Below are 21,156 nucleotides of genomic sequence, written 5' to 3'. Positions count from 1 at the left end.
AGGCTATAGAGGTCAATATCCCTCGAGGAAACACCATGAATCTGGATGCGAAAACTGACTTAACTCTGGAAAGAGTGATCGACACGCCCCGACAGCTTGTCTGGGAGTGCTGGACCCAACCACAGCATCTAAAACAGTTTTTTGTTCCCCGCCCCCATAGCGTTTCGGCCTGTGAGATAGATCTTCGGGTTGGAGGGCGGTTTAATACCGTATTTAACATTGACGGGAACGAGATGCGCAACAATGGCGTCTGGCTGGATATCGTGGACGGGCACAAGCTGGTCTTTACCGACGCTTACAGCGAGGGCTGGAAGCCCGCAGAAAATCCGTTTATGACCGCTATCCTGCTGCTTGAAGACGTAGATAACGGGAAAACTCGCTACACGGCCATCGCCCGCCACCGCACGCCAGAGGCCCGGCAAGCCCATGAAGATATGGGTTTCTTCACGGGCTGGAATATCGTTGTCGATCAGCTGGTTGAGTATGCAAGAGGCCTGAGGCGTTAACGTTGCAGGCTAGAGTGACCAGTCGCTATTTTGCAAAACAACCCGATAACCATCGGGATCGATAAAAGTAGCGCCCTTCACGTCCCAATAAGGGTTGAATGCAGACAGCCGGGTAAAACCGGCTGCTGCCATTCTGGCGCAGGAAGCTTCCCATTCGATACGCTCGGGCACATAAAGCACCAGTAAGTCATCTTCGGTAGGTCGTGGGGTAATAAGATGATGCTGGCAGACCGTAAATTCCAGATGCCAGCCCAGCGACGGACGCCCCAGCATCACGCCGCTGAAACCGTCATGATCGCTAAATTGCGCTATTTGCTGAAGACCGAGTCCCGCGCAGTACAGATCCCGGCTTCTTTCAAGACTGCTCACCGGACGGGCAATACGCATATGGCTGAAGTTCATCATTTTTTCCTGTGCTGATGTTCACTCAACCTTAAGGGTATTCTTTTCTCGTCATTTTCCTCAGCGTGCGGTTGCAGGTTACAAACTGTAGACAGGTATTGGGCGGAGCGTCCCCGTCAGGCTGTCGAAGACCATGCGTTCTGCCGTGATAATTGCCATCCCGGCTTGCCTCAGCACGGAGATATCAGCGGCGATGCGCTGCAGCCCAAACCAAAACAGGCCATCCAGGGCATTGACCTGAAGCCCGCCTTCGAGGGCGATTTTCAGCCGCTCTCTCGGGTTTCTGACCTGCAGCGCGATCTGTTGGTAGGCCGTCGCTGGCGTACCGCCCGGCTCAATTCTGCGTATACGGTTCGAAAAACGATAGCGGAAGGCGTCAGGCACGGCGCTGAGATCGTCTTTGATGCTGTAAACTTCCCCACGTTTATTATCATTGATCGTCACGCTCTTCTGGCTGAGTTGAAGCTCAGCGCGCAGTTTGTCAATCAGCTGAGGCGCCCGCAGAAGCAGCAGCCGAAAAGGCAGTTCGAAGCTAGTCACGTAGTCCACGTTCAGCAATGCCAGGCGCAGGCGCTGTTCCGCATCCTGAGGCTCCCGCTGAAACTCTTCCTGGACTTCCTCCCACTGGCGGCTTATGCGCGGAGACGCTTCTGTTTCGGTGAAACTGTACTTTTCAATCTGGTAATCGATGCGGTCGTTCATGCAGGCACCTTTCACATTTCAGGATCCAGTTCGCAAACCATCTCATAGCAGCGCAGCAGTGTGCCGCTTCGCGACATGGGATAAAGCCCCTCTTTCACCACGCGAAATCCCTGCGTCAGGTAAAAGTCGCGGGCGTTTGGCGTGGAAGAAAGCGTCAGTCGGCTCATTCCCCTTGATCTGGCTTCTTGCTTGATGGCCTGAAGAATCTGTTTGGCCAGCCCCCGGCCAGTCCATGCCGGCAGGGTAAAAATGGCTTCAACTGAACCATTTTTCAGATCCAAAAACCCCGTGGCTACCGGCTCGCCATTTTCATTATCCGCGACAAAAAAGGGATTATTGATAATTTCATTTCGGTAACCCTCGGGCATCTCATCTGGCGTCCATGCGGCCAGCACATCCTCCGGATAAGTGTCCCGACAGCCAAAACGAATGGCCTCGTTTCTTATTGCCCACAGCGCCTGAGCTTCATTAAGCGTTGCTCGTCTGACCATCATGAAATGCTCCGTTACTTTAAGGAAAGTATGCCTGATGACTTAACGCAAAAAGGAATGTTACCCTTTGACAAAAATAACATTTAATTAAGGAGCACTCGATGAAAAAAACATCTGCCCTGGCCGTTTCGTTGGCCCTGCTTTTTAATGCCCCGGCCTTTGCCGCTGAGGTTAAACTGCCCGCCCCAATAGCAGCCCTGGAAAAACAAGGCTTCGAACTGAAAGGGGAATTTAAAGCCCCGGGCGATCTGCAGGGTTACGCCATGCAATATCAGGGACAAGGTACAACCGTTTACCTGACGCCGGATAAACAGCACGCCATTATGGGTAACCTGGTCGATGCCGAGGGGAAAAATCTGAGCGATGCGGAAGTCGAGAAATTTGTCTATGCGCCGATGGCCAAAGCCATGTGGCAAAATCTTGAGAAACACCGTTGGATTGCTGCCGGGAGCGAAAAAGCCCCGCGCATTGTCTACGTATTTGCCGATCCGTACTGCCCGTATTGCACCCAGTTCTGGGAACAGGCTCAGCCCTGGCTGAAGTCGGGTAAAGTTCAGCTCCGCGTACTGCTCGTCGGGATGCTGCGCCCGGACAGCGGGCAAAAAGCGGCCGCAATTATGATGTCGAAAGATCCGGCCAAAACCCTCGCCGACTATGAAAACAGTAAAGGCAAGCTGGCGCTGCAAAAACCGGAGAAAATAGATCCGGTTATCGGTGAAGCCCTAAAAGATAACCTGACGCTGATGGACGACCTCGGCGGCAACGCCACGCCGTCAATTTATTATCTTAACGCCGAAGGCCGCCTGCAGCAGCATCAGGGCATGCCGGATGCCGAAACGCTGAAGACCATCCTCGGCGATCAATAACGTTATAGCCTCAGCAGCGGTTTGCGCTGGCGACCCGGTTCACGGAACAGCGCCAGCGCCTGGCGCCATTCCTCCAGAGCGAACACTGCCACATCGGGCTGCTGCGCTTGTAGCAGCAGTTCCCAGAGTGAGCTAAACCAGTCCTGCCACTCTTCAACCGGCGTCACCGCCAGCGTATCGCGCAGATGAAATCGCTGCGCGGTGACGTTTTTTCCGCGTGGAGAAAAGGCTTTCCCGCTCAGCAAACCGTAAGAAATCAACGCTCCATGCGGATTGAGATGATCGAGCATCAATGTGGCTAACTCACCGCCCACGGCGTCATACACAACATCAACTTTTCCAGTGGCCTCGGCGATGCCATGCTCGTCATCCCCGCTCAATGGGATAACGCCCGACTTTAGTAGTGCCGGAAGATGCTGTGCCGAGCGGTAAACGCCATAAACCTCCGTAGCGCCTTGCCTTTTTGCCCACTGAGCCAGTAAACCAGCACAAGTTGACCCCGCCGCTGTCACCAGCACACGTCTGCCCGCCACGGGCCACCTTTTAAGCATTAACCAGGCCGCCAAAGGATTGATATAACCGCGAGCCGCAAGCTCATCAGGTACGTTGTCCGGCACAGGCACAGCCCACTGAATCGGGCAATCAACCCATCGCTGCCAGGTGCCTTCGCCACGCAAAGGCAGCACTCGTTTGCCAATCCATTCCGGAGCATCCGTCTGTTCAACAACGCCTACACCCTCATACCCGGCAATGCGAGGCGGAAAGACCCGATGGCGGTAAGCCCCGGTTATCGGAATAAGATCTGAAGGATTAAGAGGCGCGTAGTGCATTCGCACCCGGAGCGTGCCGGGAATAAACGGCACGAGCGGTGTTTGTTCGAGGGTTAAGACGTGTTCAGGTTCACCAAACTGCCGGAACCAGAGGGCTGCGTTTTCCATACTCAATGCCTGCAACTGCCATATTGCAGGCACTATATCACGCCTGAATCAGCATAAAACGCGTCAATAAAGTGACAGCGTCACTTGTTTCGTCATAAATTTCGGTAGTAGAACGTTGTGGAACACGGGCTGCCATCTGGCATTAACGCATAATGCGGGAGATCCCCCACCCGCTGCCAGCCCATACCCTGGTAGAATATTTCCGCATCGCTGCCGGTGGCCGTATCCAGAACAAGAACTGATTTTCCCTGCGTGGTGGCAACGGCTTCCAGATAGGCCATCAGGCGCTGCGCAATACCTTTCCGCCGCGCCACACGATGAACCAGAAGTTTAGCCACATCTGCCCGGTGAGGCTGATTCTCTGGCTGGCTGGTGATCAACTGCACGGTGCCGACAATACGCCCCAGGCCATCTTCCGCCACAATCATTGTGCGTTCGCCTCGTGCCACACTTTGCCCAACCTCATGCCAAAAAGCCTCTGCTTTTTCCGGCGCTAAGGGATGCAAAAAGCTGACCGAAGCCCCGCCAGCCACACAGTCAATCAGCACGTCCGTTAATGATGCGGTGGCGTCCGCAAATTCACAGGCCTTCAGGGAACGAATACGATACTCGGGCACAGCGACTCCTGAATAGTGGTTAAAAACTATGTTGAAATATTACCGGATATGAGAATAGACCAGCTTACCCGGTCACGCCGGATCCAGCTATTCAGGAAATATATGGATGGTCCACTGGCAGTAGTTTCTTTCTATGTCCTGGAACCTGGCGCAGCGAATGGAAACTCACGCAGAGGCGCGTATTAAGTCCAGAACCTCGCCATAAGGAATTATGATTGCTCAGGTTGTCTATAGCTTCTCATAACCTGTTCCTGGCCACTCTGGTTTTGAGGATTTCGCCCGTTCAGCTTCAGCTAACACATCTTCAAGGCTGAGATGCCGTCGAGGATCGTACTCCACGCTTCCCCAGTTTAAAGAGAGCGTCCAGGGATTTTCTGCTCGCTGGTTAAAGTCGGTCACTTTGCCCTGCAGATGCTGCATGGCAATAAATGTCCCTTCTTCATTTGTGCCGTTAAAAAGCAGCACAAATTCATCCTCGCCCTGCCTGGCGACCAGATCGGTTTCACGGAATGAAGTGCGCATCATTTCTGAGAAAATGACCAATGCGCGATCGCCCTGCTCACGCCCAAAGCTGTCGTTAATTTGCGCCACCCCGTCAAGGTGGATAAACACCATTGAAAGCGGCTCAGCCCGGCGGTTAGCGCCGCTTATGGCGTATTGCCCCAGAAACATAAGGCCTTGACGGTTCAGTAGCCCCGTCAGCTCGTCGGTCATGGTGTGATCGAGCATCTCATCCTCCGGTGCAGACTCATCATAGGGTCTGCTTACAGTTTAGATGATCATTGCTCAGGCGGCGTAAATACGGTTTTTCCCGGCTCGTTTAGCGTTGTACAGCGCATCATCTGCCGCTTTTAACCACTCGGCGGCATCCGGCATTTGTTTTGTGGCGCAGGCAATCCCAATGCTTAAGGTGCAGAAAGCATTCTTTTCAGGCAGGACACGAACATTAATGGACTCCAGCAGGATCCGCTGGGCAATAGCTTCAGCTTCCTCCAGGGAGGTGTTTGGCATCAGGACCACAAACTCATCCCCGCCAAGGCGCGCCGGCGTGTCGCTTGAGCGCGTCACCACCCGCAGCACGTCGGATACGGCCATCAAAATGGCATCCCCGACTTTATGCCCGAAACGGTCATTCACCTCTTTGAAATTATCTATGTCGATAAACATCAGCGCCGAACTGCCGCAGGCAATGCACAACCGCGCCAGCTCATTGCTGATTTTTCGCTCCAGCAGGCGGCGATTGGCGATCCCCAGCAGAGGATCCATCATGGCAATATTTTCCAGTTCCCGGCTCTTTTCCCGCAGTTTCAGCGCAATCGAAGCCGTCAGCATACTTAGCGCGATGGTGTAAACCGCAATCAGCGGCAGCGTGGCGTACATTGTCCGGGCAGAAACTGCCGGGCTAAAAGGCATTCCGTGGCTTATCCAGGTCAGCCCAAACGCAAGTACGATTGCCAGCATCGCCCGCTTCATCAGCGGTTTTCCTCCAGCAGCCAGCCGATCGGAAACCAGAATAGTGATAATCACCACCGACGGCAGCGCGCTGAGCGATATCATCGCAATCCAGAAGCCCCCGGCTGCCGCATCGATGACGAGGTTCTGTTTTTCACTGTTGACGGGTGATTTGGAAAAGCGCGCTTTTAACAGCGCAACGTGCGGCCAGACAAAGGCGTTAACGATTAACAGTGCTACAACCGGCACGGAGGACTGTTGCTCATTCAGCACCGACAAGAGCGGTAAGAAGCACAGAAACGTTCCCAACATACGCATGATATACATGCGATTAACGAAGCGAGAGCCGTGCGTTCTGGCATTTTTTTTCGGTTCTGATGGACTCATAAATATCTCAGACAGGCGAACCTGCCACGACAAACTGCACCGGCGTATTACGCGATAATAAAGGATTCAAAGTGAACATGGCTATTAAGAATCGTCCATCTGCGATGCCGGAAACATTTCAGCCTGAACGCTACTCGCGCTGGTCTTATTGCGCCCCTGTCGCTTCGATAAATACAAATACTTATCCGCCTCGGGAATCAGCTGATTAAAGGTTGCTTCCAGCGTGTTGTTACCCAGCGCCGCCTCAGCCAGGCCAATACTGACGGTGATAAACAGCGATTGTTCTTCGTAATGAAAAGTACTGACTTCAATCGTTTTGCGGATCTGCTCGGCAATCTCAACACCCTGCTTGTTATCCCGAACCCGGCAAACCACTACAAACTCTTCGCCACCAATACGTGCCACCATTCCGCGATCACCGACGGTATTCAATACTCTGCTGGCGAAAGAGGCCAGCACGGTATCCCCGCATTCGTGGCCCCAACTGTCATTGATCCGTTTGAAAAAATCGATATCCAGCAGCATGACGCAAAGCAGCGGTTCTTGCGGGACTGGCTGATATCGCCCGCTGCGCTTGAGCGCTTCAAACAGACCGGAACGGGAATAAACGCCCGTCAGGTAATCATAATCCGCCCGCAGCGAAGTCTGCTTAATCAGCTGGTTAATGGCATCCACGCTGATGGAAACAATCAGCGGGCAAATAGCAATGGTGGCAATGCCCAGGCGCGCGGAGAACATTTGATCGACCAACAGCAGCGGCTGTTCGGAATGGAGATTAATTGCCGCATGGGCCACCAGCACAATTTCCACCCCGCCGGTAATCAGCGTTAGCAGCGCGGTAACTGGCAGAGGATAACGAATGGCGCACCAGATCAACGCCGGGAGCGGAAACGCCAGGCTGCCCGCTCCGCCGATAATCATCGCCGTGCAAACGGCAATCACCACGGAAAAAAACGGATACATGTCTGACGGCACGATACCGGACAATTTACGCCAGGAGGGCCAGCTTGCGGTCAGTAAACAGGGCAGCATCAGCACACCGGTTGAAAACTGCTCGCTCACCCAGTCAGCGTAGAGCGGCATAAATTTTTCATGGTAATCGCCGCTGATACCCAGCGATCCCACGGCGCCAAATAATGACGATAATATGGCGGCAATCAGCGAAAAGTTGAAAATATTAAAGGCATTTAGCGCCCAGTTACTCTCATCCATATTACGCGAATAACGCAACAATAAACGGGCGGCGGTGACAATAAAGACCATGTTTGAGAAGTTGATAATCGTCGACTGCCAGCCCCACTGGGTGGTAAAGGCGTCATAAATCAACATTGCCGCGTAGCAAATAAAATAATAAACGGCTTTATTCAGCCACGGGTTACGCACGAAAATAGCGGCCAGCACCGCATTCAGCGGCCAAAATAGCGAAAGATCGTTAACCAGGCGTAGCGAAGCACCAAAGAAGTAAAACAGCGTGGTAAGCGCAAAAACACTGATCGCATTTAACAGCATTTTATCGGGGGAGAAGAATGAAAACTTAGGTCGATTAACCATGCTATCCTGGTTCATATCTATTCATCACCGCTGAAAATAAATAGCGCCATCAGGTGATTGCGAAAATAAGCATTAGCTTAGCATGTTTGCCCCGCTAACAACCCAGGGCATTGAGAGAAAGAAGAAAATTCACTCAACTCGCCAGCGTTCCGCATGAACTATTAGCCATAAGTTAAATTTTTGCCACCTTCTCCGCCGTCTTTTGTCAGCGGCAGGCTTTGTAGCTAAAAATTCAGACTTATTGCCGGGGAATAATTAGCAGCCTCAGGTTTAACCGATGTTTAACGTGACTGCCTTATAGTCCATAGACGTAGGATTTCCCGGAGCTGAAATGCGTAAAACACCCTGGGCGGAACGACTCATCATCACCGCCATAATGCTGGCCGTGCTGGCCACCGTTAGCCTTGTTGGCGTGCTATGGTTGCGCATACCGGGATTATTATTACTGCAATAACCGCGTCGGTTAAAAAATAGAACGCCCGATGCGCTGAGAGAGAATTTCCAGCGCGGCCGTCCCGGCCAGTGAGTTACCGGACGCATCCAGCTCCGGGCACCACACGGCAATAGACATCTCATTTGGTACGTTGGCGATAATTCCGCCGCCCACCCCCGATTTCCCCGGTAACCCCACGCGATAGGCAAATTCCCCCGCGCCGTCATACATGCCGCTGGTGATCATCAACGCATTAATCTGCCGCGCGTGCTGAGCGGAGATCACCGGCTCATCAATGTGCAGAGCCCGCCCCTGATTGGCCAGAAATAAAAACGTTTTGGCTAATTCCAGGCAACTCATTTCCAGCGAGCAGTAATGGAAATAGGTTTGCAGCACCGTAATCACATCGTTTTCAAAATTACCAAATGACTTCATCAGCCAGGCAATCGCGGCATTACGTGCCGAATGTTCAAATTCAGACCTCGCCACGCGCGTGTTGTACACTAAATCATCGGCGCCTGAGAGCGCACGGACGACTTCCAGCATGCGCTGTTTTGGCGCGCTAAGGCGGGTTTGCAGCATGTCGCACACCACCAGCGCCCCGGCATTAATAAACGGATTGCGGGGTTTGCCCTGCTCAAGCTCAAGCTGCAAAAGGGAGTTAAACGGCTGGCCGGACGGCTCTTTGCCAACACGCTGCCAGATTTCATCCTCATCGTAGCGACCCATCGCCAGCGTCAGGCTCAGCACTTTAGAGATCGACTGAATAGAAAAACGCTCTGCCGCATCCCCGGCGCTAAAGAATTCTCCGTCCACGGTACAAATTGCGATGCCGAGTTTATTGCCGGAAATCTCTTCCAGAGCCGGGATATAATTCGCGACTTTCCCTTGGCCCAGCAAAGGGCGAACCTGGTCGAGGATCTCTTCCAGTAACTGATTGTTTAATTGAACCGGCACCGTGCGCTCCTGAGGCATAAGTTAAGCGGCAAAAGTATACCAGAGCCACGGGCTGATAATAAAACGAACTCAGGCGGTCATTTGAAAGCGAGCCACTGCTTTTTCAAGACGTTGGGACTCATCCAGCAAACGTTTAGAGGTGTTAGCCGAGGCCTTAATCAGCAACCCGGTCTGACTCACCGCCTGGTTGAGCGTGGTGATCCGCGTAGTAACGTGATGCACGCTGGCCCCCTGGTCAACGGAGGCGCTGGAAATTTCATTCAGCAATCCGCTTAAACGGGTCACCAGGGCAATCACATTTTTCAACTGCGTCTCCAGCTCTGAGACGGCTTCGCTGCCCTGCTCAATGCCCTGCAGTGAGTTATTGATCAGCGACTGAATGTTTCTGGTCGACTGGCTGCTCTGCTTCGCCAGCAGGCCAACTTCGCGAGCCACCACGGCGAACCCGCGCCCCTGGTTGCCCGCATGAGCGGCTTCAATAGCGGCGTTTAGCGCCAGAATATTGGTCTGGAAAGCGACGTTATCAATCATCGCCACAATGCCGCGCATCTCAGAGGAACGGGTCACAATATCCTGCATCGACATATTCACCGTGTGCATCATTTGGTCGCCCCCGGCCACCATCTCACGCGCTTCGTCCGCGCGTTGATTCGCCTGAATAGCGTACTGACTGTTTTCCTGCACGCGGGATTCCAGCTCGGTTATATGCAGCGTGACTTTCTCCAGCTCCTGTTCCTGCTGAGAGGAGTGGTTAGACAGCTCGTTATTCCCTTCCGCAAGCTGGCCAATATTGCTTAACAAGATGGCCGAGGATTCCCGCACCTCCAGCACCAGCTGCTGGATGCCTTGCTGCATTTCCAGCACGCTGCCGTGCAGCTGTTTCACCTCACGGTTAACCAGTTTTCGCTCAGCGGGAAGCCGTGACAAATCACCGGCGGCCAGAATATGCAAATGCTCAATAAGACTCCGCAGAGGACGGATCACCCAGCGGGCCACGCCCAGCCACACGGCTATCGCCACCACCAGCAAAATACCCAGCGCGATAATAAACAGCGTTTGCGCCTGGCTCAGGCTATGCAACAACGTATGGCTACCCTGAACAGTTTGCTTTTCGCCTTCGGTCTGATAGCGCGCGTACTGCTCGTTGAAATCAGACTGAAACGCCTGGATCGGCACTTCAAAGAAAGCATCGATGGAGGCCTTTTTTTGCATCCCTTCCAGCTGTTCTTTCAATCCGCCGTAGAACAGCTGATAGCTGTTAGCCAGACTCTCGCTGCCTGCCGGGTGAAGCTGTTGCCAGGCGGCAAAGTTCTGCTGCGAGACTTTCAGGGCGGCGTCGGCTTCATCCACCAGGCTGTTCCAGCTGCCGACCGAGCCGGTTTCTTTGTCCTGCATAAAGTAAACGCCCGCCCGGTTCAGCAGGTCACTGGTCATCAGCAGCGAGGTTCTTGCCTTCTCCATCACCACCTGCTGCTGATGAAGCTGGTTGCTTTCGAGCACGCTCTGGCGGGTTTCATGCAGGATGTTGGAGAGTGACACGGTGGAGAGAATTTGCAGCACGGAAAAGAGTGCGATAACGCCAACCACCCCGCTCAACAGGCCGAACTCGCGGGGGCGGCGCGCAACCAGTCTGAGGGGATTTAAACGGCGAAAAATTTGACTTATGTTCATGATTTTCTTCAGTAACACAACGATGCCGCGAGTGTACTGAGCGAAAATGACAGAATTATTTCATTCTCATGACAAACAAGGCCACCTTCACGGCGGCCTTACTTTTTACTGATAGCGCGGGCATAAACCAGCATAACGTCTGCTCTTACCGGGGATAAAGAAGCATTTTTCCTCCCTGGCTAACGGATGTCAGGCGGGCGAAACTAGCGTCTGTCTTTCCACACGGTCTGAATATTACAGAACTCATGCAGCCCGAAGTGCGAAAGTTCACGGCCAAACCCGCTCTTTTTCACCCCGCCAAACGCCACGCGTGGATCGCTGGCGCTATAGCCGTTGATAAACACGCCGCCGCATTCGAGGCGTGCCGCCATCTCCAGGGCCAGCTGTTCATTCGCCGTATAAACCGTCGCGGACAGGCCATAATCGCTGTCATTTGCCAGTTCAAGGGCATGCTCGCTGTCGCGGGCGACGGTGATCGCCGCCACCGGGCCAAACAGCTCCTGGCGGAACGCGGTCATCTCTGGCGTAACATCCGTAAGCACTGTCGGCGCATAGTAGTTGCCCTCGCCAGGCAATTTATCCCCGCCGATCAGCAGTTTTGCGCCCTGCTTAAGTGACGTTGTCACTTGCTCATGCAGTTCATCACGCAGATCGTAGCGCGCCATCGGCCCAATGCGGTTAGCTTCTTCCACCGGCGAGCCAACCTCGTAGTTTTTCAGCTCGGCAATAAAGCGGTCGGTAAAGGCTGCGGCAATTCCCTCTTCAACGATAAAGCGTTTCGCGGCGGCACATACCTGCCCGGTGTTCTGGAAGCGCCCGGCCACGGCGGCCTTCACGGCTTCATCGAGATCGGCATCATTCAGCACGATAAACGGATCGGACCCGCCCAGCTCCAGCACGCATTTTTTCAACGCGGCGCCTGCCTGAGCGCCAATCGCTGCGCCAGCTCTGCCGCTGCCAGTCACGGTGACAGCGGCCACGCGTGGGTCGTTAATCGCCTGGCTGACTCCCTCTGGCGTCACATTGAGCAGTTCGAACAAAGACGGCACAAAGCCCGCGTCAACAAACATCTGGCGAATGAGTTCAGCACAGCCCATCACGTTTGGCGCATGTTTCAGAATGTAGCTGTTCCCGGCCAGCAGAATTGGCACCGCCCCGCGCAGCACCTGCCACAGCGGGAAGTTCCACGGCATTACCGCCAGGATCGGCCCCAGCGGACGGTATTCAATCACGGCCTTATTGTTTTCAACCTGAGTCGCTTCCGCTCCCAGCATGGCCGGGCCGTGCTCGGCATACCAGTCGCAAAGGTTAGCGGACTTCACCACTTCAGCGCGCGCCTGCAAAATAGGCTTGCCCATTTCGGCGGTGATCATTTGCGCCATCGCTTCGCCGTGTTTACGTACCGCCGCGCCCAAATCACGCAGCTTCTGCGCACGTTCGTTAAGCGGCGTAACGCGCCAGGCATTAAACGCCTGCTGGTTACGGGCCAGCGCGGCATCAATCTGAGCGGCGTTTTCGAAAGGATAAACTGCAATGCGCTCACCGGTAGCGGGATTGCGTGAAATGGCGTGAGTTTGCCCGGTTACTGATTGCATGGTGGTGCCTCGACAGGTGAATGAGATGTTAACAGTAGCCTTGAGGTGCAAAGTTTAAAAATGAATAATACTAAGCAAACCCTTCACGATTTGAGAAAGCTATGGATCTCACTCAGCTGGAAATGTTTAACGCCGTCGCCGAAACAGGCAGCATCAGCGCCGCCGCGCAGCAGGTACACCGCGTCCCGTCGAATCTCACGACCCGCATCAAACAGCTGGAAGCCGACTTAGGCGTGGCGTTGTTCATCCGCGAGAACCAGCGCCTGAAGCTCTCCCCGTCCGGCCACAGCTTCCTGGCCTACAGCAAGCGCATCCTGGCGCTGGTGGATGAAGCGCGCATGGTGGTATCCGGTGATGAACCACAGGGGCCGCTGGCGCTGGGATCGTTAGAAAGTACCGCGGCGGTACGCATTCCCGGCGTGCTGGCAAACTTTAATCAGCGTTACCCGAAAATCCATCTTTCCCTCACCACCGGACCTTCCGGCGACCAGATTGACGGCGTACTCGAAGGCCGCCTCGCCGCCGCCTTTGTTGACGGCCCGGTGCTGCATCCTTCCCTCGAAGGCGTGGCAGTCTATCGTGAAGAAATGACTATCGTCGCACCTGCGGATCATGCCCCTATTCTCAGCGGCGCGGACGTTAATGGCGAGAGTATTTATGCTTTCCGCGCCAACTGTTCCTACCGCCGCCATTTTGAGAGCTGGTTTCACGACAGCCGGGCGATGCCGGGCAAAATTCATGAAATGGAGTCTTACCACGGGATGCTGGCCTGCGTGATTGCCGGCGCAGGCCTGGCGCTGATGCCAAGAAGTATGCTGGAGAGTATGCCGGGCAGCCATCAGGTGAGCACCTGGCCGCTGCCGGACGATAAACGCTATCTGGATACCTGGCTGCTGTGGCGCAGAGACGCTAAAACCCGCCAGCTGGACGCTTTTATTTCCCTGCTGGAAACGCCTACGCAGGTGCCTTAATTAAGCGAGAAGATCGCCATACTTATAAGCGGCGGTGACCCCGCCGTCGATGAGGATATCGCTCCCGCTGATATAGGTGCCATTTGGGCTAAAGAGAAACTCGGCCAGGGCGCCAATTTCGTCCGGCGTGCCGCCTCTTCCCGCCGGAGATTTTGCCAGCATGTTTCGGTAGAATTCTCCACGCTCGGCGCTGTTCAACTCGTCATAAGCCAAAGGGGTATACACGATCCCGGCACTGATGCAGTTGATTCTCGCGCCTCGCCGCCCCCATTTCACCGCCTCGGCCATGACCCGCAGCGCATTGCCTCGCTTTGACAGCTGATAGGCATACAGACTGTCATCAATGGCTTTGACTCGCGGTAATGCCAGCAGCTGTTCCGGCGGCAACGTTGCCAGCTCGTCGGCTTCGGCCTGCGTCAGCGCGTCCACATCCAGCCGGTGGCTGGACTGCGAGCCAATCACTACCCCGGAACCTCCCGCGCCAATAATCTTCCCGAACGCCTCAAACACCACCGCCGTACCGTAGAGATCAACGCGGAGAATATCCTGAGCGCTCGCCTGGGAAGGTGAAAGCCCGGCGGTATGAATCACGCCCTTCACTTCTCCGTGGCCACAAGCCAGATCCACGAGCTTTTGAATGGATTCCCGCGAGCGAACATCAACCACGGTGGTGCTGACCCGAAAGCCCGCCTGCTGCAATGTTTGCTGTGCGGCCTCGCTATTTTCCGGCGTGATATCAGCCAGCAAAATATGTTTGCCGGTGCCCACTCGGCGGGCAATCGCCTGAGCTATCGACCCGCTACCGATAACGACAATAACGTCCTGGGAAGAAGGCATGTTTTCTCTCCTGAATAGTGGAATGCAATAAGGCTAGCACGGCCGGATTGCTTAATAACCGCCTCCGAGGCGCTAGCCTTTATGAACTGCATTCATTAATTCCGGCGAATTTTGCCCGGAAAGTTAGCGCAGCAGCACTTTACCCACCAGATAGGTCACGGCTTTGCCGCCAATCAACACCCGGTCGCCCTTGTACTGGCAGCGCAGATCGCCGCCGCGATAAGAGACCTGCCGCGCCTGCAGATGAGTTTTATTCAGCTTATCAGCCCAATAAGGGATCAGCATGCTGTGCGTTGAGCCAGTGACGGGATCTTCCGGCACCGATTCGCCAGGGCAAAAGAAGCGGCTGACAAAATCGTACTCGCCTTCGCCCGGCCCGGTGATACAGACCATTTTTTCAAGCGGGATCATGGCGTTGATATCGGGCTGAATCGCCTCAACCTGCGCCTGACTTTCCAACACCACCATATAATCACGCCCGATTCGCATCTCTTTACACTCGCTGATGCCCAGCGTGGCCAGCAGCTCGGGCAGTGGCGTAATCGGCTGCGTTTCCCAGGCCGGGAAATCCAGCGTTAGCCACTCGCCGTTACGCGTCACGGTCAGCGGGCCAACAAAACGCGTGCTGAAACGGATCGTCGCCTCCGGGTAATCCAGATGCTCGAAAATAACGTGGGAAGCCGCAAGCGTGGCGTGGCCGCAAAGGTTTATCTCCCCCTGGGTCGTGAACCAGCGCAGCTCAAAGCCCTCATCCGTGGTGACAAAAAAAGCCGTTTCCGACTGGTTATGCTGCTGTGACATTTTGAGCAGCGTTTCGTCCGGCAGCCATTCGCTGAGCGGGCAAACCGCCGCCGCGTTGCCGCCAAACGTTGTGTCTGCAAAGGCGTCTACCATATAAAAGTCAATTGCTTGCATTGGCGTTACTCCTGCTTTTCATTGTTATTTTCTTCACCTCTACCATGACATACTCGCCCACGCGGCGCTGCTTTTTTTCAGCCGCCCCCTGGCGCAGGCTGCAAATGAGACATAAATCACAAAATGGGTTGTGTCGTCGATCTGATGGTTTTATGATCGCCCCCATTCCTACCCCTTATTTACCTGCATATTCCCTTATGACAATTGCTACCGTTTCGCGCAAAACGGCATGGCTGCGGGTCGTCACTCTCGCCGTCGCCGCCTTTATTTTTAACACCACCGAATTTGTGCCCGTCGGCCTGCTGTCTGACATCGCACAAAGCTTTGGCATGGAAACCGCGCAGGTCGGGATCATGCTGACTATCTACGCCTGGGTGGTCGCCCTGATGTCGCTGCCCTTTATGCTGATGACCAGCCAGGTTGAGCGCCGTCGCCTGCTGATTAGTATCTTCCTGCTGTTTATTGCCAGCCATGTGCTGTCGTTCCTCGCCTGGAACTTTACCGTGCTGGTCATCAGCCGCATTGGGATTGCATTCGCCCACGCCATTTTCTGGTCCATTACCGCCTCCCTGGCGATTCGCATGGCACCCGCGGGTAAAAAAGCGCAGGCGTTAAGTTTGCTCGCCACCGGCACGGCGCTGGCGATGGTGCTGGGTTTACCGATCGGGCGTATCGTCGGGCAGTATTTCGGCTGGCGCACCACTTTCTTCGTCATTGGCGTAGTGGCAGCCATGACGCTGTTCTGCCTGATAAAACTGCTGCCTAAACTGCCGAGCGAGCATTCTGGCTCCCTGTCCAGCGTACCCAAACTGTTCCGCCGCCCGGCGCTGGTCAATATCTATGCCTTAATTGCGGTGGTGGTCACCGCGCATTACACCGCCTACAGCTACATCGAACCTTTCGTCCAGCAGATTGCGGGGTTGAGCGCTAACTTTGCCACCCTGCTTTTACTGCTGTTTGGCGGCGCGGGTATCATCGGCAGCGTGCTGTTTGGCAAATGGGGGAATAAATACGCTTCGGGACTGGTGTCCGGCGCGATTGCGCTGATGGCCGCTTGCCTGCTTCTCCTGCTTCCTGCCGCGCATAGCGAACTCACCCTTGCCGGACTCAGCCTGTTTTGGGGAATTTCGATCATGATCGTGGCTCTGGGAATGCAGGTTAAAGTCCTGGCCCTGGCACCGGACGCAACCGACGTGGCGATGTCGCTGTTCTCCGGGATCTTTAATATCGGCATTGGCGCAGGCGCATTGGTGGGGAACCAGGTCAGCCTGCATATTTCCATGTCAGATATCGGCTTTATCGGCGCTGTTCCAGCCGTTATTGCGCTGGTCTGGTCCATTCTGGTGTTCCGCCGCTGGCCGGTGGCGCTGGAAGAACAGCCCCAGCCTACGCATTAACAAAAATGCCCTCATGACGAGGGCATTTGAAGTTGCTGACAAAGAGGGAAAAAGCGTGGTTTTTCCCTCTTTATGGTTATCAGCCGAAAATCAATGAATTGATTTTCATGTTTGTTTAAATATTTACTCTATTGCCAGAAGTTTGTCAGCAGTCTGAAATCATGCGGGATAAGTTTTAATAATTTCCAGCACGCCGTTAATAATAAACTGCACGCCCATACACACCAACAGGAAGCCCATCAGGCGGGAAATCGCCTCAATGCCGCTTTTACCCACCATACGCATAATCGCGCCGGAGCTTCGCAGGCTGGCCCAAAGAATCACCCCCACCGCCAGGAAAATCAGCGGCGGCGCAACGGTAATGACCCAGCCAGGGAAGTCAGAGCCGGCTCGCACCGTAGACGCGGAGCTGATGATCATCGCGATGGTGCCTGGCCCTGCCGTGCTCGGCATCGCCAGCGGCACGAAAGCAATATTGGCTTCCGGCTCTTCGCTTAACTCTTCCGACTTGGTTCTCGCCTCCGGAGATTCATGCGCTTTCTGCTGCGGGAACAGCATACGGAAGCCGATAAAGGCGACGATCAATCCCCCGGCGATACGCAGCCCAGGAATCGAAATCCCGAAGGTGTTCATCACCACCTGTCCGGCGTAATACGCCACCATCATGATGGCAAACACATTCACCGAAGCCATGAGAGCTGTGCGGTTGCGCTGCCGGCTGTTCATGTCCCCGGAAAGCCCAAGGAACAGCGCCACGGTGGTGAGCGGGTTCGCCAGCGGCAGCAGTACCACAAGGCCAAGGCCGATGGCCCTGAGTAAATCCATCATATTTTTATCCTTTTTTTGTCCTTTATTGAGCAGCTATAGCGCAGGTTAGACTATAGCAGCCCGCAGTTTACTGACCGCTGTTGAAGCGTTTTAGCTTTTCGTGGCATCGGCTGAATCATCACGTTGACTTATACTTGCCTCGGCAATAGTATCTGCCGTGACTAATCTACTTGCCTGGGCAAACATAGTGAAAAGCACCTGTGATCTGTTTAACGAAATGATCCCCCTCGGGCGATTGATCCACATGGTGAATCAGCATAAAGATCGCCTGTTAAACGATTCACTCTCCCCGCTGGATATCACCGCGACCCAGTTTAAGGTGCTGTGCTCCATTCACTATGAAGTGTGTATTACCCCAGTCGAGCTGAAAAAAGTGCTTTCCGTTGACCTCGGTGCGTTAACCCGAATGCTGGACCGCCTGCTGTGCAAAGGCTGGGTCGAGCGTTTGCCGAACCCCAACGATAAGCGCGGCGTTCTGATCAGGCTGACGCCAGAAGGCGTGGCGCTGTGTGAAGAGTGCCGAAACCTGGTGGGGCTTAGCCTCCATAAAGAACTTACTAAAAACCTGACGGACGACGAAGTCGATACGCTTTATCGCCTGTTGAAAAAGGTATTGCCGTAAACCTGCAAAGAGGTGAAACGATGTCCAGACGCAACAATGATGCGGTCACGATTCAAAGCATTTTGGGGTGGATAGAAGAGAACCTGGAAACCCCACTCTCGCTGGAGAAGGTTTCTCAGCGTTCTGGCTACTCCAAGTGGCATCTGCAGCGGATGTTTAAAAAAGAAACCGGCCACTCGCTGGGCCAGTACATCCGTAACCGTAAACTGACCGAAATCGCGCTGAAGCTCAAAGAGAGCAACGAACCGATCCTTTATCTGGCCGAGCGCTACGGTTTTGAATCGCAGCAGACGTTAACCCGCACCTTTAAGAACTACTTTTCGGTGCCGCCGCACAAATACCGCGTAACCCGTCTTGCCGGCGAAGGTAAGTACCTTCACCCGTATAACCAGTATTGCAGTTTAAACTAATGTATCACCGTCTGTTTTGCAGACGTAACCGAGGAAATATGAAAGTCATCTCCGCAGCCGCGCTCATCCTGGCGCTGGCATCAACTAACGCTCTTGCGGAGCAATCCGGCAGCTTCAACGCCACCCAGGCCAACTACGGCAACATGATAACCTGCTCCGGCGGTCAGTTGTCTAAAGGCCAGCAGCAAACCGCGGCGGAACGTTCAGAAGAACTGGGCTCCCCGTACTACCACGGTCACTCGCGTTCGTAAGATAAAGGCTGACCCGCCCGATGCTGGGCGGGTGCCGCAACGATCAGGACGATGCCCTCTTCACCGACCGGCCAAGACGAAGGCCAAAGACGTTGATATACAGCCCGCCCATAATCAGCACCGCCCCCAGCAATTGCATGACCGTCAGTTTTTCATCCAACAGCAACGCCGCGCTTGCCATACCCACGACCGGTACCAGCAGCGACAGCGGCGCCACGCGCCAGGTTTCATAGCGCCCTAACAGCGTGCCCCAGATCCCGTAGCCCACAATGGTGGAGATAAACGCCAGATAGATCAGCGACAGAATAGTCGTCGTATCGATGTTCACCAGGCTTTGCAGCATCGTTGCCGGGCCATCCAGCAGCCAGCTTGCCGCAAAAAACGGCAGCACCGGGATCAGCGCACTCCAGACAATCAGCGACATGATCGCCGGGCGCTGCTCATGCTGCATGATCATCTTGTTGAAAATATTGCCAAACGCCCAGCTCATACCCGCCGCCAGGGTCAGCATAAAGCCGAGCAGCGCGACATGCTGGCCTTCGAAACTGCCCTCAATCAGCACCAGCACGCCGAAGACCGCCAGGGTAATCCCGGCCAGTTGCTTAGCCTGCAGGCGCTCGCCAAAGAAAAACGTTCCCAGAATGATGGTGAAAAACGCCTGAGACTGCAGCACCAGTGAAGCCAGCCCGGCGGGCATGCCGAACTTGATCGCAGTAAACAGGAAGGCAAACTGCCCGAAGCTGATAGTCAGCGCATAGGCGGCCAGCAGCCTGAACGGAAGCTTGGGACGGGCCACAAACAGCAGCGCAGGAAAGGCCACCAGCAAAAAGCGCAAGCCCGCCAGCATCAGCGGCGGCATATTGTGCAGTCCTAGCTTAATGACCACAAAATTCACACCCCAAATCACCACCACCAGTAACGCCAGCAGTCCATCTTTACGCGTCATTATTCCACCCCTGTATTTATTATCGATTTGTAAAAAAATAAACATTATCCCCTTAAGCAAACAGATACAGATCCCACTTTTTGTCAGGAGTACAGATGTGTTGTATCGTGCTTTCGCCAGATCTGGTTGCTATACCAGGCTGATTTTTCGTGATAAATCTTTCTCGTTCTCTTATATCACCATGACAAAACAGGCCACGATGACCGCCCTCAGAAATCTGTTTGCAGGTAAACAACTTGCAACAACTGTATTACTTATTTCTTCGCTGTTGCTGACGATCGGGCGAGGTCTGACGCTGCCGTTTATGACCATTTATCTTTCACGCGAATACCATATGGCGCTGAAGGATATCGGCCTGGCCATTACCGTCGCGCTGGTCGCCGGGGTGCTATTCAGCCTGTGGTTTGGCATTCTTGCGGACAAATTTGATAAGAAAAAGGCGATGCTGTTGGCTATCGTCATTTTCTTCGGCGGCTTTGCGGTGATCCCGCTGGTGCACAACGCCGGGCTGGTGGTGCTGTTTTACTCCATTATCAACTGTTCTTACACCGTGTTCTCCGTGGTGGTGAAGGCGTGGTTTTCCGAAACGCTGGACATCAGCCTGAAGCCCAAAATCTTCTCCCTCAACTATACCTTCGTTAACGTTGGCTGGACGGTTGGTCCGCCGATCGGCACCTTTGTGGTGATGTACAGCACCAACCTGCCGTTCTGGCTCTCCGCCATGACCGCCCTGCTGCCGATTCTGATGATTGCCCGTTACGTAAAAAGCCTGCCCGTAAGCACCAGCGCCGCGGATGTGGAAGACAAGGTTCTGCCGTCGCCCCGCATGATGCTGCGTGATAAACAGCTGATGTGGTTCACTACCTCGGCGTTTTTAGGCTCGATGGTTTACGGCGCGTTCGCCGGCTGCCTGTCGCAATACGCGATTGTGATCGGCGATACCGGTCTGGCGGAAAAAGTGGTCAGCGTCGTGCTGTCGGTCAACGCCATTGTGGTTGTCGCTTTCCAGTACTTCCTGGGTAAAAACATTCGCCCCGATAACATCAAAAAGATGATGTTCTACGGCACGCTGTTTTTCGTCTGCGGCCTCGGCGGCTTTATGGTTTCAGGGACTAATCTGTGGCTGTGGGGCTTGTCTTCGCTGGTGTTTACCATTGGGGAGCTAATCTACGCGCCGGGAGAATATATGCTTGTCGACAACATCGCGCCGTCGGGGCTGAAATCAAGTTACTTTGCCGCCCAGCAGCTCGGCTGGCTTGGTGGAGCCTGCAACCCGCTGGTCACCGGGCTGTTATTGAGCTGGCTGCCGCCTTACATGCTGTTCGTGGTGCTGATGGGGACAATTTTACTGGCTTACTACGCCATCGTGATCGGCATGAATACGCCGCCCCGTCAGCCCATAACGGCCTGA

At 54.4% G+C, this 21,156-nt stretch carries 24 protein-coding genes; 9 read left to right on the top strand and 15 right to left on the bottom strand.

Translation table 11 applies throughout. The annotated features are described in order from the left end of the window. Nucleotides 1-35: 35 nt before the first annotated feature. Nucleotides 36-506 carry an SRPBCC family protein gene (locus B9Y90_RS07710; protein ID WP_085540844.1) on the top strand — a complete coding sequence of 157 codons (471 nt, stop codon included), beginning with the start codon at nucleotides 36-38 and terminating at the stop codon, nucleotides 504-506. Between the two features lie 9 nt (nucleotides 507-515). Here the strand turns inward: B9Y90_RS07710 and B9Y90_RS07705 are convergent, their stop codons facing one another. From B9Y90_RS07705 to B9Y90_RS07695, 3 genes are all read right to left on the bottom strand, one after another. After that, nucleotides 516-908, bottom strand: coding sequence for a VOC family protein (locus tag B9Y90_RS07705; protein WP_085540843.1), 393 nt, complete (start codon nucleotides 906-908; stop codon nucleotides 516-518). A 78-nt stretch (nucleotides 909-986) separates the two neighbouring features. Further along, the gene (locus B9Y90_RS07700) at nucleotides 987-1,610 is read right to left on the bottom strand and encodes an ECs1377 family protein (RefSeq protein ID WP_085540842.1); all 624 of its coding nucleotides are present in this window, start codon (nucleotides 1,608-1,610) and stop codon (nucleotides 987-989) included. A gap of 11 nt (nucleotides 1,611-1,621) precedes the next feature. Next, nucleotides 1,622-2,104 carry a GNAT family N-acetyltransferase gene (locus tag B9Y90_RS07695; protein WP_085540841.1) on the bottom strand — a complete coding sequence of 161 codons (483 nt, stop codon included), beginning with the start codon at nucleotides 2,102-2,104 and terminating at the stop codon, nucleotides 1,622-1,624. Nucleotides 2,105-2,220: 116 nt separating this feature from the next. On the opposite strand from B9Y90_RS07695, the gene dsbG reads away from it, so the two are divergent. Continuing rightward, nucleotides 2,221-2,967 (top strand): thiol:disulfide interchange protein DsbG, encoded by a 747-nt coding sequence (gene dsbG, locus B9Y90_RS07690; RefSeq protein ID WP_441302649.1) that lies wholly within the window; start codon nucleotides 2,221-2,223, stop codon nucleotides 2,965-2,967. Nucleotides 2,968-2,969: 2 nt separating this feature from the next. On the opposite strand, the gene B9Y90_RS07685 is transcribed toward dsbG, so the two are convergent. From B9Y90_RS07685 to B9Y90_RS07665, 5 genes are all read right to left on the bottom strand, one after another. Then, entirely contained in the window at nucleotides 2,970-3,905 is a 936-nt protein-coding gene (locus B9Y90_RS07685; RefSeq protein WP_085540839.1) for a zinc-dependent alcohol dehydrogenase family protein, read from the bottom strand. Between the two features lie 92 nt (nucleotides 3,906-3,997). Next, a complete protein-coding gene (locus tag B9Y90_RS07680) occupies nucleotides 3,998-4,522 on the bottom strand; it encodes a GNAT family N-acetyltransferase (RefSeq protein ID WP_085540838.1) in 525 nt (174 codons plus the stop codon). Between the two features lie 228 nt (nucleotides 4,523-4,750). Then, nucleotides 4,751-5,251, bottom strand: a complete 501-nt coding sequence (locus B9Y90_RS07675; protein WP_085540837.1) for a GGDEF domain-containing protein — start codon at nucleotides 5,249-5,251, stop codon at nucleotides 4,751-4,753. A gap of 57 nt (nucleotides 5,252-5,308) precedes the next feature. Next, nucleotides 5,309-6,361 carry a diguanylate cyclase gene (locus B9Y90_RS07670; protein ID WP_176227852.1) on the bottom strand — a complete coding sequence of 351 codons (1,053 nt, stop codon included), beginning with the start codon at nucleotides 6,359-6,361 and terminating at the stop codon, nucleotides 5,309-5,311. Between the two features lie 84 nt (nucleotides 6,362-6,445). After that, complete coding sequence (locus B9Y90_RS07665) at nucleotides 6,446-7,927, bottom strand: sensor domain-containing diguanylate cyclase (protein ID WP_085540836.1); 1,482 nt, start codon at nucleotides 7,925-7,927, stop codon at nucleotides 6,446-6,448. A gap of 316 nt (nucleotides 7,928-8,243) precedes the next feature. On the opposite strand from B9Y90_RS07665, the gene B9Y90_RS27245 reads away from it, so the two are divergent. Further along, entirely contained in the window at nucleotides 8,244-8,366 is a 123-nt protein-coding gene (locus B9Y90_RS27245; RefSeq protein ID WP_254902675.1) for a hypothetical protein, read from the top strand. A gap of 9 nt (nucleotides 8,367-8,375) precedes the next feature. On the opposite strand, the gene glsB is transcribed toward B9Y90_RS27245, so the two are convergent. The 3 genes from glsB to sad all read right to left on the bottom strand — a co-directional run bounded on the left by glsB (nucleotide 8,376) and on the right by sad (nucleotide 12,568). Then, the gene (gene glsB, locus B9Y90_RS07660; RefSeq protein WP_039293821.1) at nucleotides 8,376-9,320 is read right to left on the bottom strand and encodes a glutaminase B; all 945 of its coding nucleotides are present in this window, start codon (nucleotides 9,318-9,320) and stop codon (nucleotides 8,376-8,378) included. A gap of 51 nt (nucleotides 9,321-9,371) precedes the next feature. After that, complete coding sequence (locus B9Y90_RS07655; protein ID WP_085540835.1) at nucleotides 9,372-10,973, bottom strand: methyl-accepting chemotaxis protein; 1,602 nt, start codon at nucleotides 10,971-10,973, stop codon at nucleotides 9,372-9,374. Nucleotides 10,974-11,176: 203 nt separating this feature from the next. Continuing rightward, nucleotides 11,177-12,568 (bottom strand): succinate-semialdehyde dehydrogenase, encoded by a 1,392-nt coding sequence (gene sad, locus B9Y90_RS07650; protein ID WP_085540834.1) that lies wholly within the window; start codon nucleotides 12,566-12,568, stop codon nucleotides 11,177-11,179. A 101-nt stretch (nucleotides 12,569-12,669) separates the two neighbouring features. On the opposite strand from sad, the gene ptrR reads away from it, so the two are divergent. Then, the gene (ptrR, locus tag B9Y90_RS07645; protein ID WP_085540833.1) at nucleotides 12,670-13,539 is read left to right on the top strand and encodes a putrescine utilization regulator PtrR; all 870 of its coding nucleotides are present in this window, start codon (nucleotides 12,670-12,672) and stop codon (nucleotides 13,537-13,539) included. On the opposite strand, the gene B9Y90_RS07640 is transcribed toward ptrR, so the two are convergent. Beyond that, complete coding sequence (locus B9Y90_RS07640; protein ID WP_085540832.1) at nucleotides 13,540-14,376, bottom strand: SDR family oxidoreductase; 837 nt, start codon at nucleotides 14,374-14,376, stop codon at nucleotides 13,540-13,542. Nucleotides 14,377-14,499: 123 nt separating this feature from the next. Further along, entirely contained in the window at nucleotides 14,500-15,291 is a 792-nt protein-coding gene (locus B9Y90_RS07635) for a PhzF family phenazine biosynthesis protein (RefSeq protein ID WP_085540831.1), read from the bottom strand. A gap of 197 nt (nucleotides 15,292-15,488) precedes the next feature. Here B9Y90_RS07635 and B9Y90_RS07630 point away from each other — a divergent pair, with 197 nt between their 5' ends. Further along, entirely contained in the window at nucleotides 15,489-16,688 is a 1,200-nt protein-coding gene (locus B9Y90_RS07630; protein WP_085540830.1) for a sugar transporter, read from the top strand. Between the two features lie 159 nt (nucleotides 16,689-16,847). Here the strand turns inward: B9Y90_RS07630 and B9Y90_RS07625 are convergent, their stop codons facing one another. Beyond that, nucleotides 16,848-17,516 carry a MarC family NAAT transporter gene (locus B9Y90_RS07625; protein ID WP_039293843.1) on the bottom strand — a complete coding sequence of 223 codons (669 nt, stop codon included), beginning with the start codon at nucleotides 17,514-17,516 and terminating at the stop codon, nucleotides 16,848-16,850. A gap of 187 nt (nucleotides 17,517-17,703) precedes the next feature. Here B9Y90_RS07625 and marR point away from each other — a divergent pair, with 187 nt between their 5' ends. Genes marR through B9Y90_RS07610 form a run of 3 tightly spaced genes read left to right on the top strand, consistent with a single transcriptional unit; the run spans nucleotide 17,704 to nucleotide 18,799 of the window. Continuing rightward, a complete protein-coding gene (marR, locus tag B9Y90_RS07620; protein ID WP_008459031.1) occupies nucleotides 17,704-18,138 on the top strand; it encodes a multiple antibiotic resistance transcriptional regulator MarR in 435 nt (144 codons plus the stop codon). A 20-nt stretch (nucleotides 18,139-18,158) separates the two neighbouring features. Then, nucleotides 18,159-18,548, top strand: a complete 390-nt coding sequence (marA, locus tag B9Y90_RS07615) for an MDR efflux pump AcrAB transcriptional activator MarA (protein ID WP_039293847.1) — start codon at nucleotides 18,159-18,161, stop codon at nucleotides 18,546-18,548. A gap of 38 nt (nucleotides 18,549-18,586) precedes the next feature. Next, nucleotides 18,587-18,799: a multiple antibiotic resistance regulatory protein MarB gene (locus B9Y90_RS07610; protein ID WP_085540829.1), complete on the top strand. Its 213-nt coding sequence runs from the start codon at nucleotides 18,587-18,589 to the stop codon at nucleotides 18,797-18,799. Between the two features lie 43 nt (nucleotides 18,800-18,842). Here B9Y90_RS07610 and eamA read toward each other — a convergent pair whose 3' ends face one another. Beyond that, complete coding sequence (gene eamA, locus B9Y90_RS07605) at nucleotides 18,843-19,745, bottom strand: O-acetylserine/cysteine exporter (protein WP_085540828.1); 903 nt, start codon at nucleotides 19,743-19,745, stop codon at nucleotides 18,843-18,845. A gap of 199 nt (nucleotides 19,746-19,944) precedes the next feature. Here eamA and B9Y90_RS07600 point away from each other — a divergent pair, with 199 nt between their 5' ends. Further along, nucleotides 19,945-21,156, top strand: coding sequence for an MFS transporter (locus B9Y90_RS07600; protein WP_085540934.1), 1,212 nt, complete (start codon nucleotides 19,945-19,947; stop codon nucleotides 21,154-21,156).

Source organism: Cedecea sp. NFIX57, from assembly GCF_900177785.1.
Classification (GTDB): domain Bacteria; phylum Pseudomonadota; class Gammaproteobacteria; order Enterobacterales; family Enterobacteriaceae; genus Cedecea; species Cedecea neteri_C.
This window is presented reverse-complemented; position numbering and strand designations above follow the sequence as displayed.

Excerpts from the sequence above, each read along its gene's own strand:
- B9Y90_RS07710 (WP_085540844.1), top strand. The coding sequence starts at position 36 with ATGAATCTGGATGCGAAAACTGACTTAACTCTGGAAAGAGTGATCGAC.
- B9Y90_RS07705 (WP_085540843.1), bottom strand. The coding sequence starts at position 908 with ATGAACTTCAGCCATATGCGTATTGCCCGTCCGGTGAGCAGTCTTGAA.
- B9Y90_RS07700 (WP_085540842.1), bottom strand. The coding sequence starts at position 1,610 with ATGAACGACCGCATCGATTACCAGATTGAAAAGTACAGTTTCACCGAA.
- B9Y90_RS07695 (WP_085540841.1), bottom strand. The coding sequence starts at position 2,104 with ATGATGGTCAGACGAGCAACGCTTAATGAAGCTCAGGCGCTGTGGGCA.
- B9Y90_RS07685 (WP_085540839.1), bottom strand. The coding sequence starts at position 3,905 with ATGGAAAACGCAGCCCTCTGGTTCCGGCAGTTTGGTGAACCTGAACAC.
- B9Y90_RS07675 (WP_085540837.1), bottom strand. The coding sequence starts at position 5,251 with ATGCTCGATCACACCATGACCGACGAGCTGACGGGGCTACTGAACCGT.
- B9Y90_RS07670 (WP_176227852.1), bottom strand. The coding sequence starts at position 6,361 with ATGAGTCCATCAGAACCGAAAAAAAATGCCAGAACGCACGGCTCTCGC.
- B9Y90_RS07665 (WP_085540836.1), bottom strand. The coding sequence starts at position 7,927 with ATGAACCAGGATAGCATGGTTAATCGACCTAAGTTTTCATTCTTCTCC.
- B9Y90_RS27245 (WP_254902675.1), top strand. The coding sequence starts at position 8,244 with ATGCGTAAAACACCCTGGGCGGAACGACTCATCATCACCGCCATAATG.
- glsB (WP_039293821.1), bottom strand. The coding sequence starts at position 9,320 with ATGCCTCAGGAGCGCACGGTGCCGGTTCAATTAAACAATCAGTTACTG.
- B9Y90_RS07655 (WP_085540835.1), bottom strand. The coding sequence starts at position 10,973 with ATGAACATAAGTCAAATTTTTCGCCGTTTAAATCCCCTCAGACTGGTT.
- sad (WP_085540834.1), bottom strand. The coding sequence starts at position 12,568 with ATGCAATCAGTAACCGGGCAAACTCACGCCATTTCACGCAATCCCGCT.
- ptrR (WP_085540833.1), top strand. The coding sequence starts at position 12,670 with ATGGATCTCACTCAGCTGGAAATGTTTAACGCCGTCGCCGAAACAGGC.
- B9Y90_RS07640 (WP_085540832.1), bottom strand. The coding sequence starts at position 14,376 with ATGCCTTCTTCCCAGGACGTTATTGTCGTTATCGGTAGCGGGTCGATA.
- B9Y90_RS07635 (WP_085540831.1), bottom strand. The coding sequence starts at position 15,291 with ATGCAAGCAATTGACTTTTATATGGTAGACGCCTTTGCAGACACAACG.
- B9Y90_RS07630 (WP_085540830.1), top strand. The coding sequence starts at position 15,489 with ATGACAATTGCTACCGTTTCGCGCAAAACGGCATGGCTGCGGGTCGTC.
- B9Y90_RS07625 (WP_039293843.1), bottom strand. The coding sequence starts at position 17,516 with ATGATGGATTTACTCAGGGCCATCGGCCTTGGCCTTGTGGTACTGCTG.
- marA (WP_039293847.1), top strand. The coding sequence starts at position 18,159 with ATGTCCAGACGCAACAATGATGCGGTCACGATTCAAAGCATTTTGGGG.
- B9Y90_RS07610 (WP_085540829.1), top strand. The coding sequence starts at position 18,587 with ATGAAAGTCATCTCCGCAGCCGCGCTCATCCTGGCGCTGGCATCAACT.
- eamA (WP_085540828.1), bottom strand. The coding sequence starts at position 19,745 with ATGACGCGTAAAGATGGACTGCTGGCGTTACTGGTGGTGGTGATTTGG.
- B9Y90_RS07600 (WP_085540934.1), top strand. The coding sequence starts at position 19,945 with ATGACCGCCCTCAGAAATCTGTTTGCAGGTAAACAACTTGCAACAACT.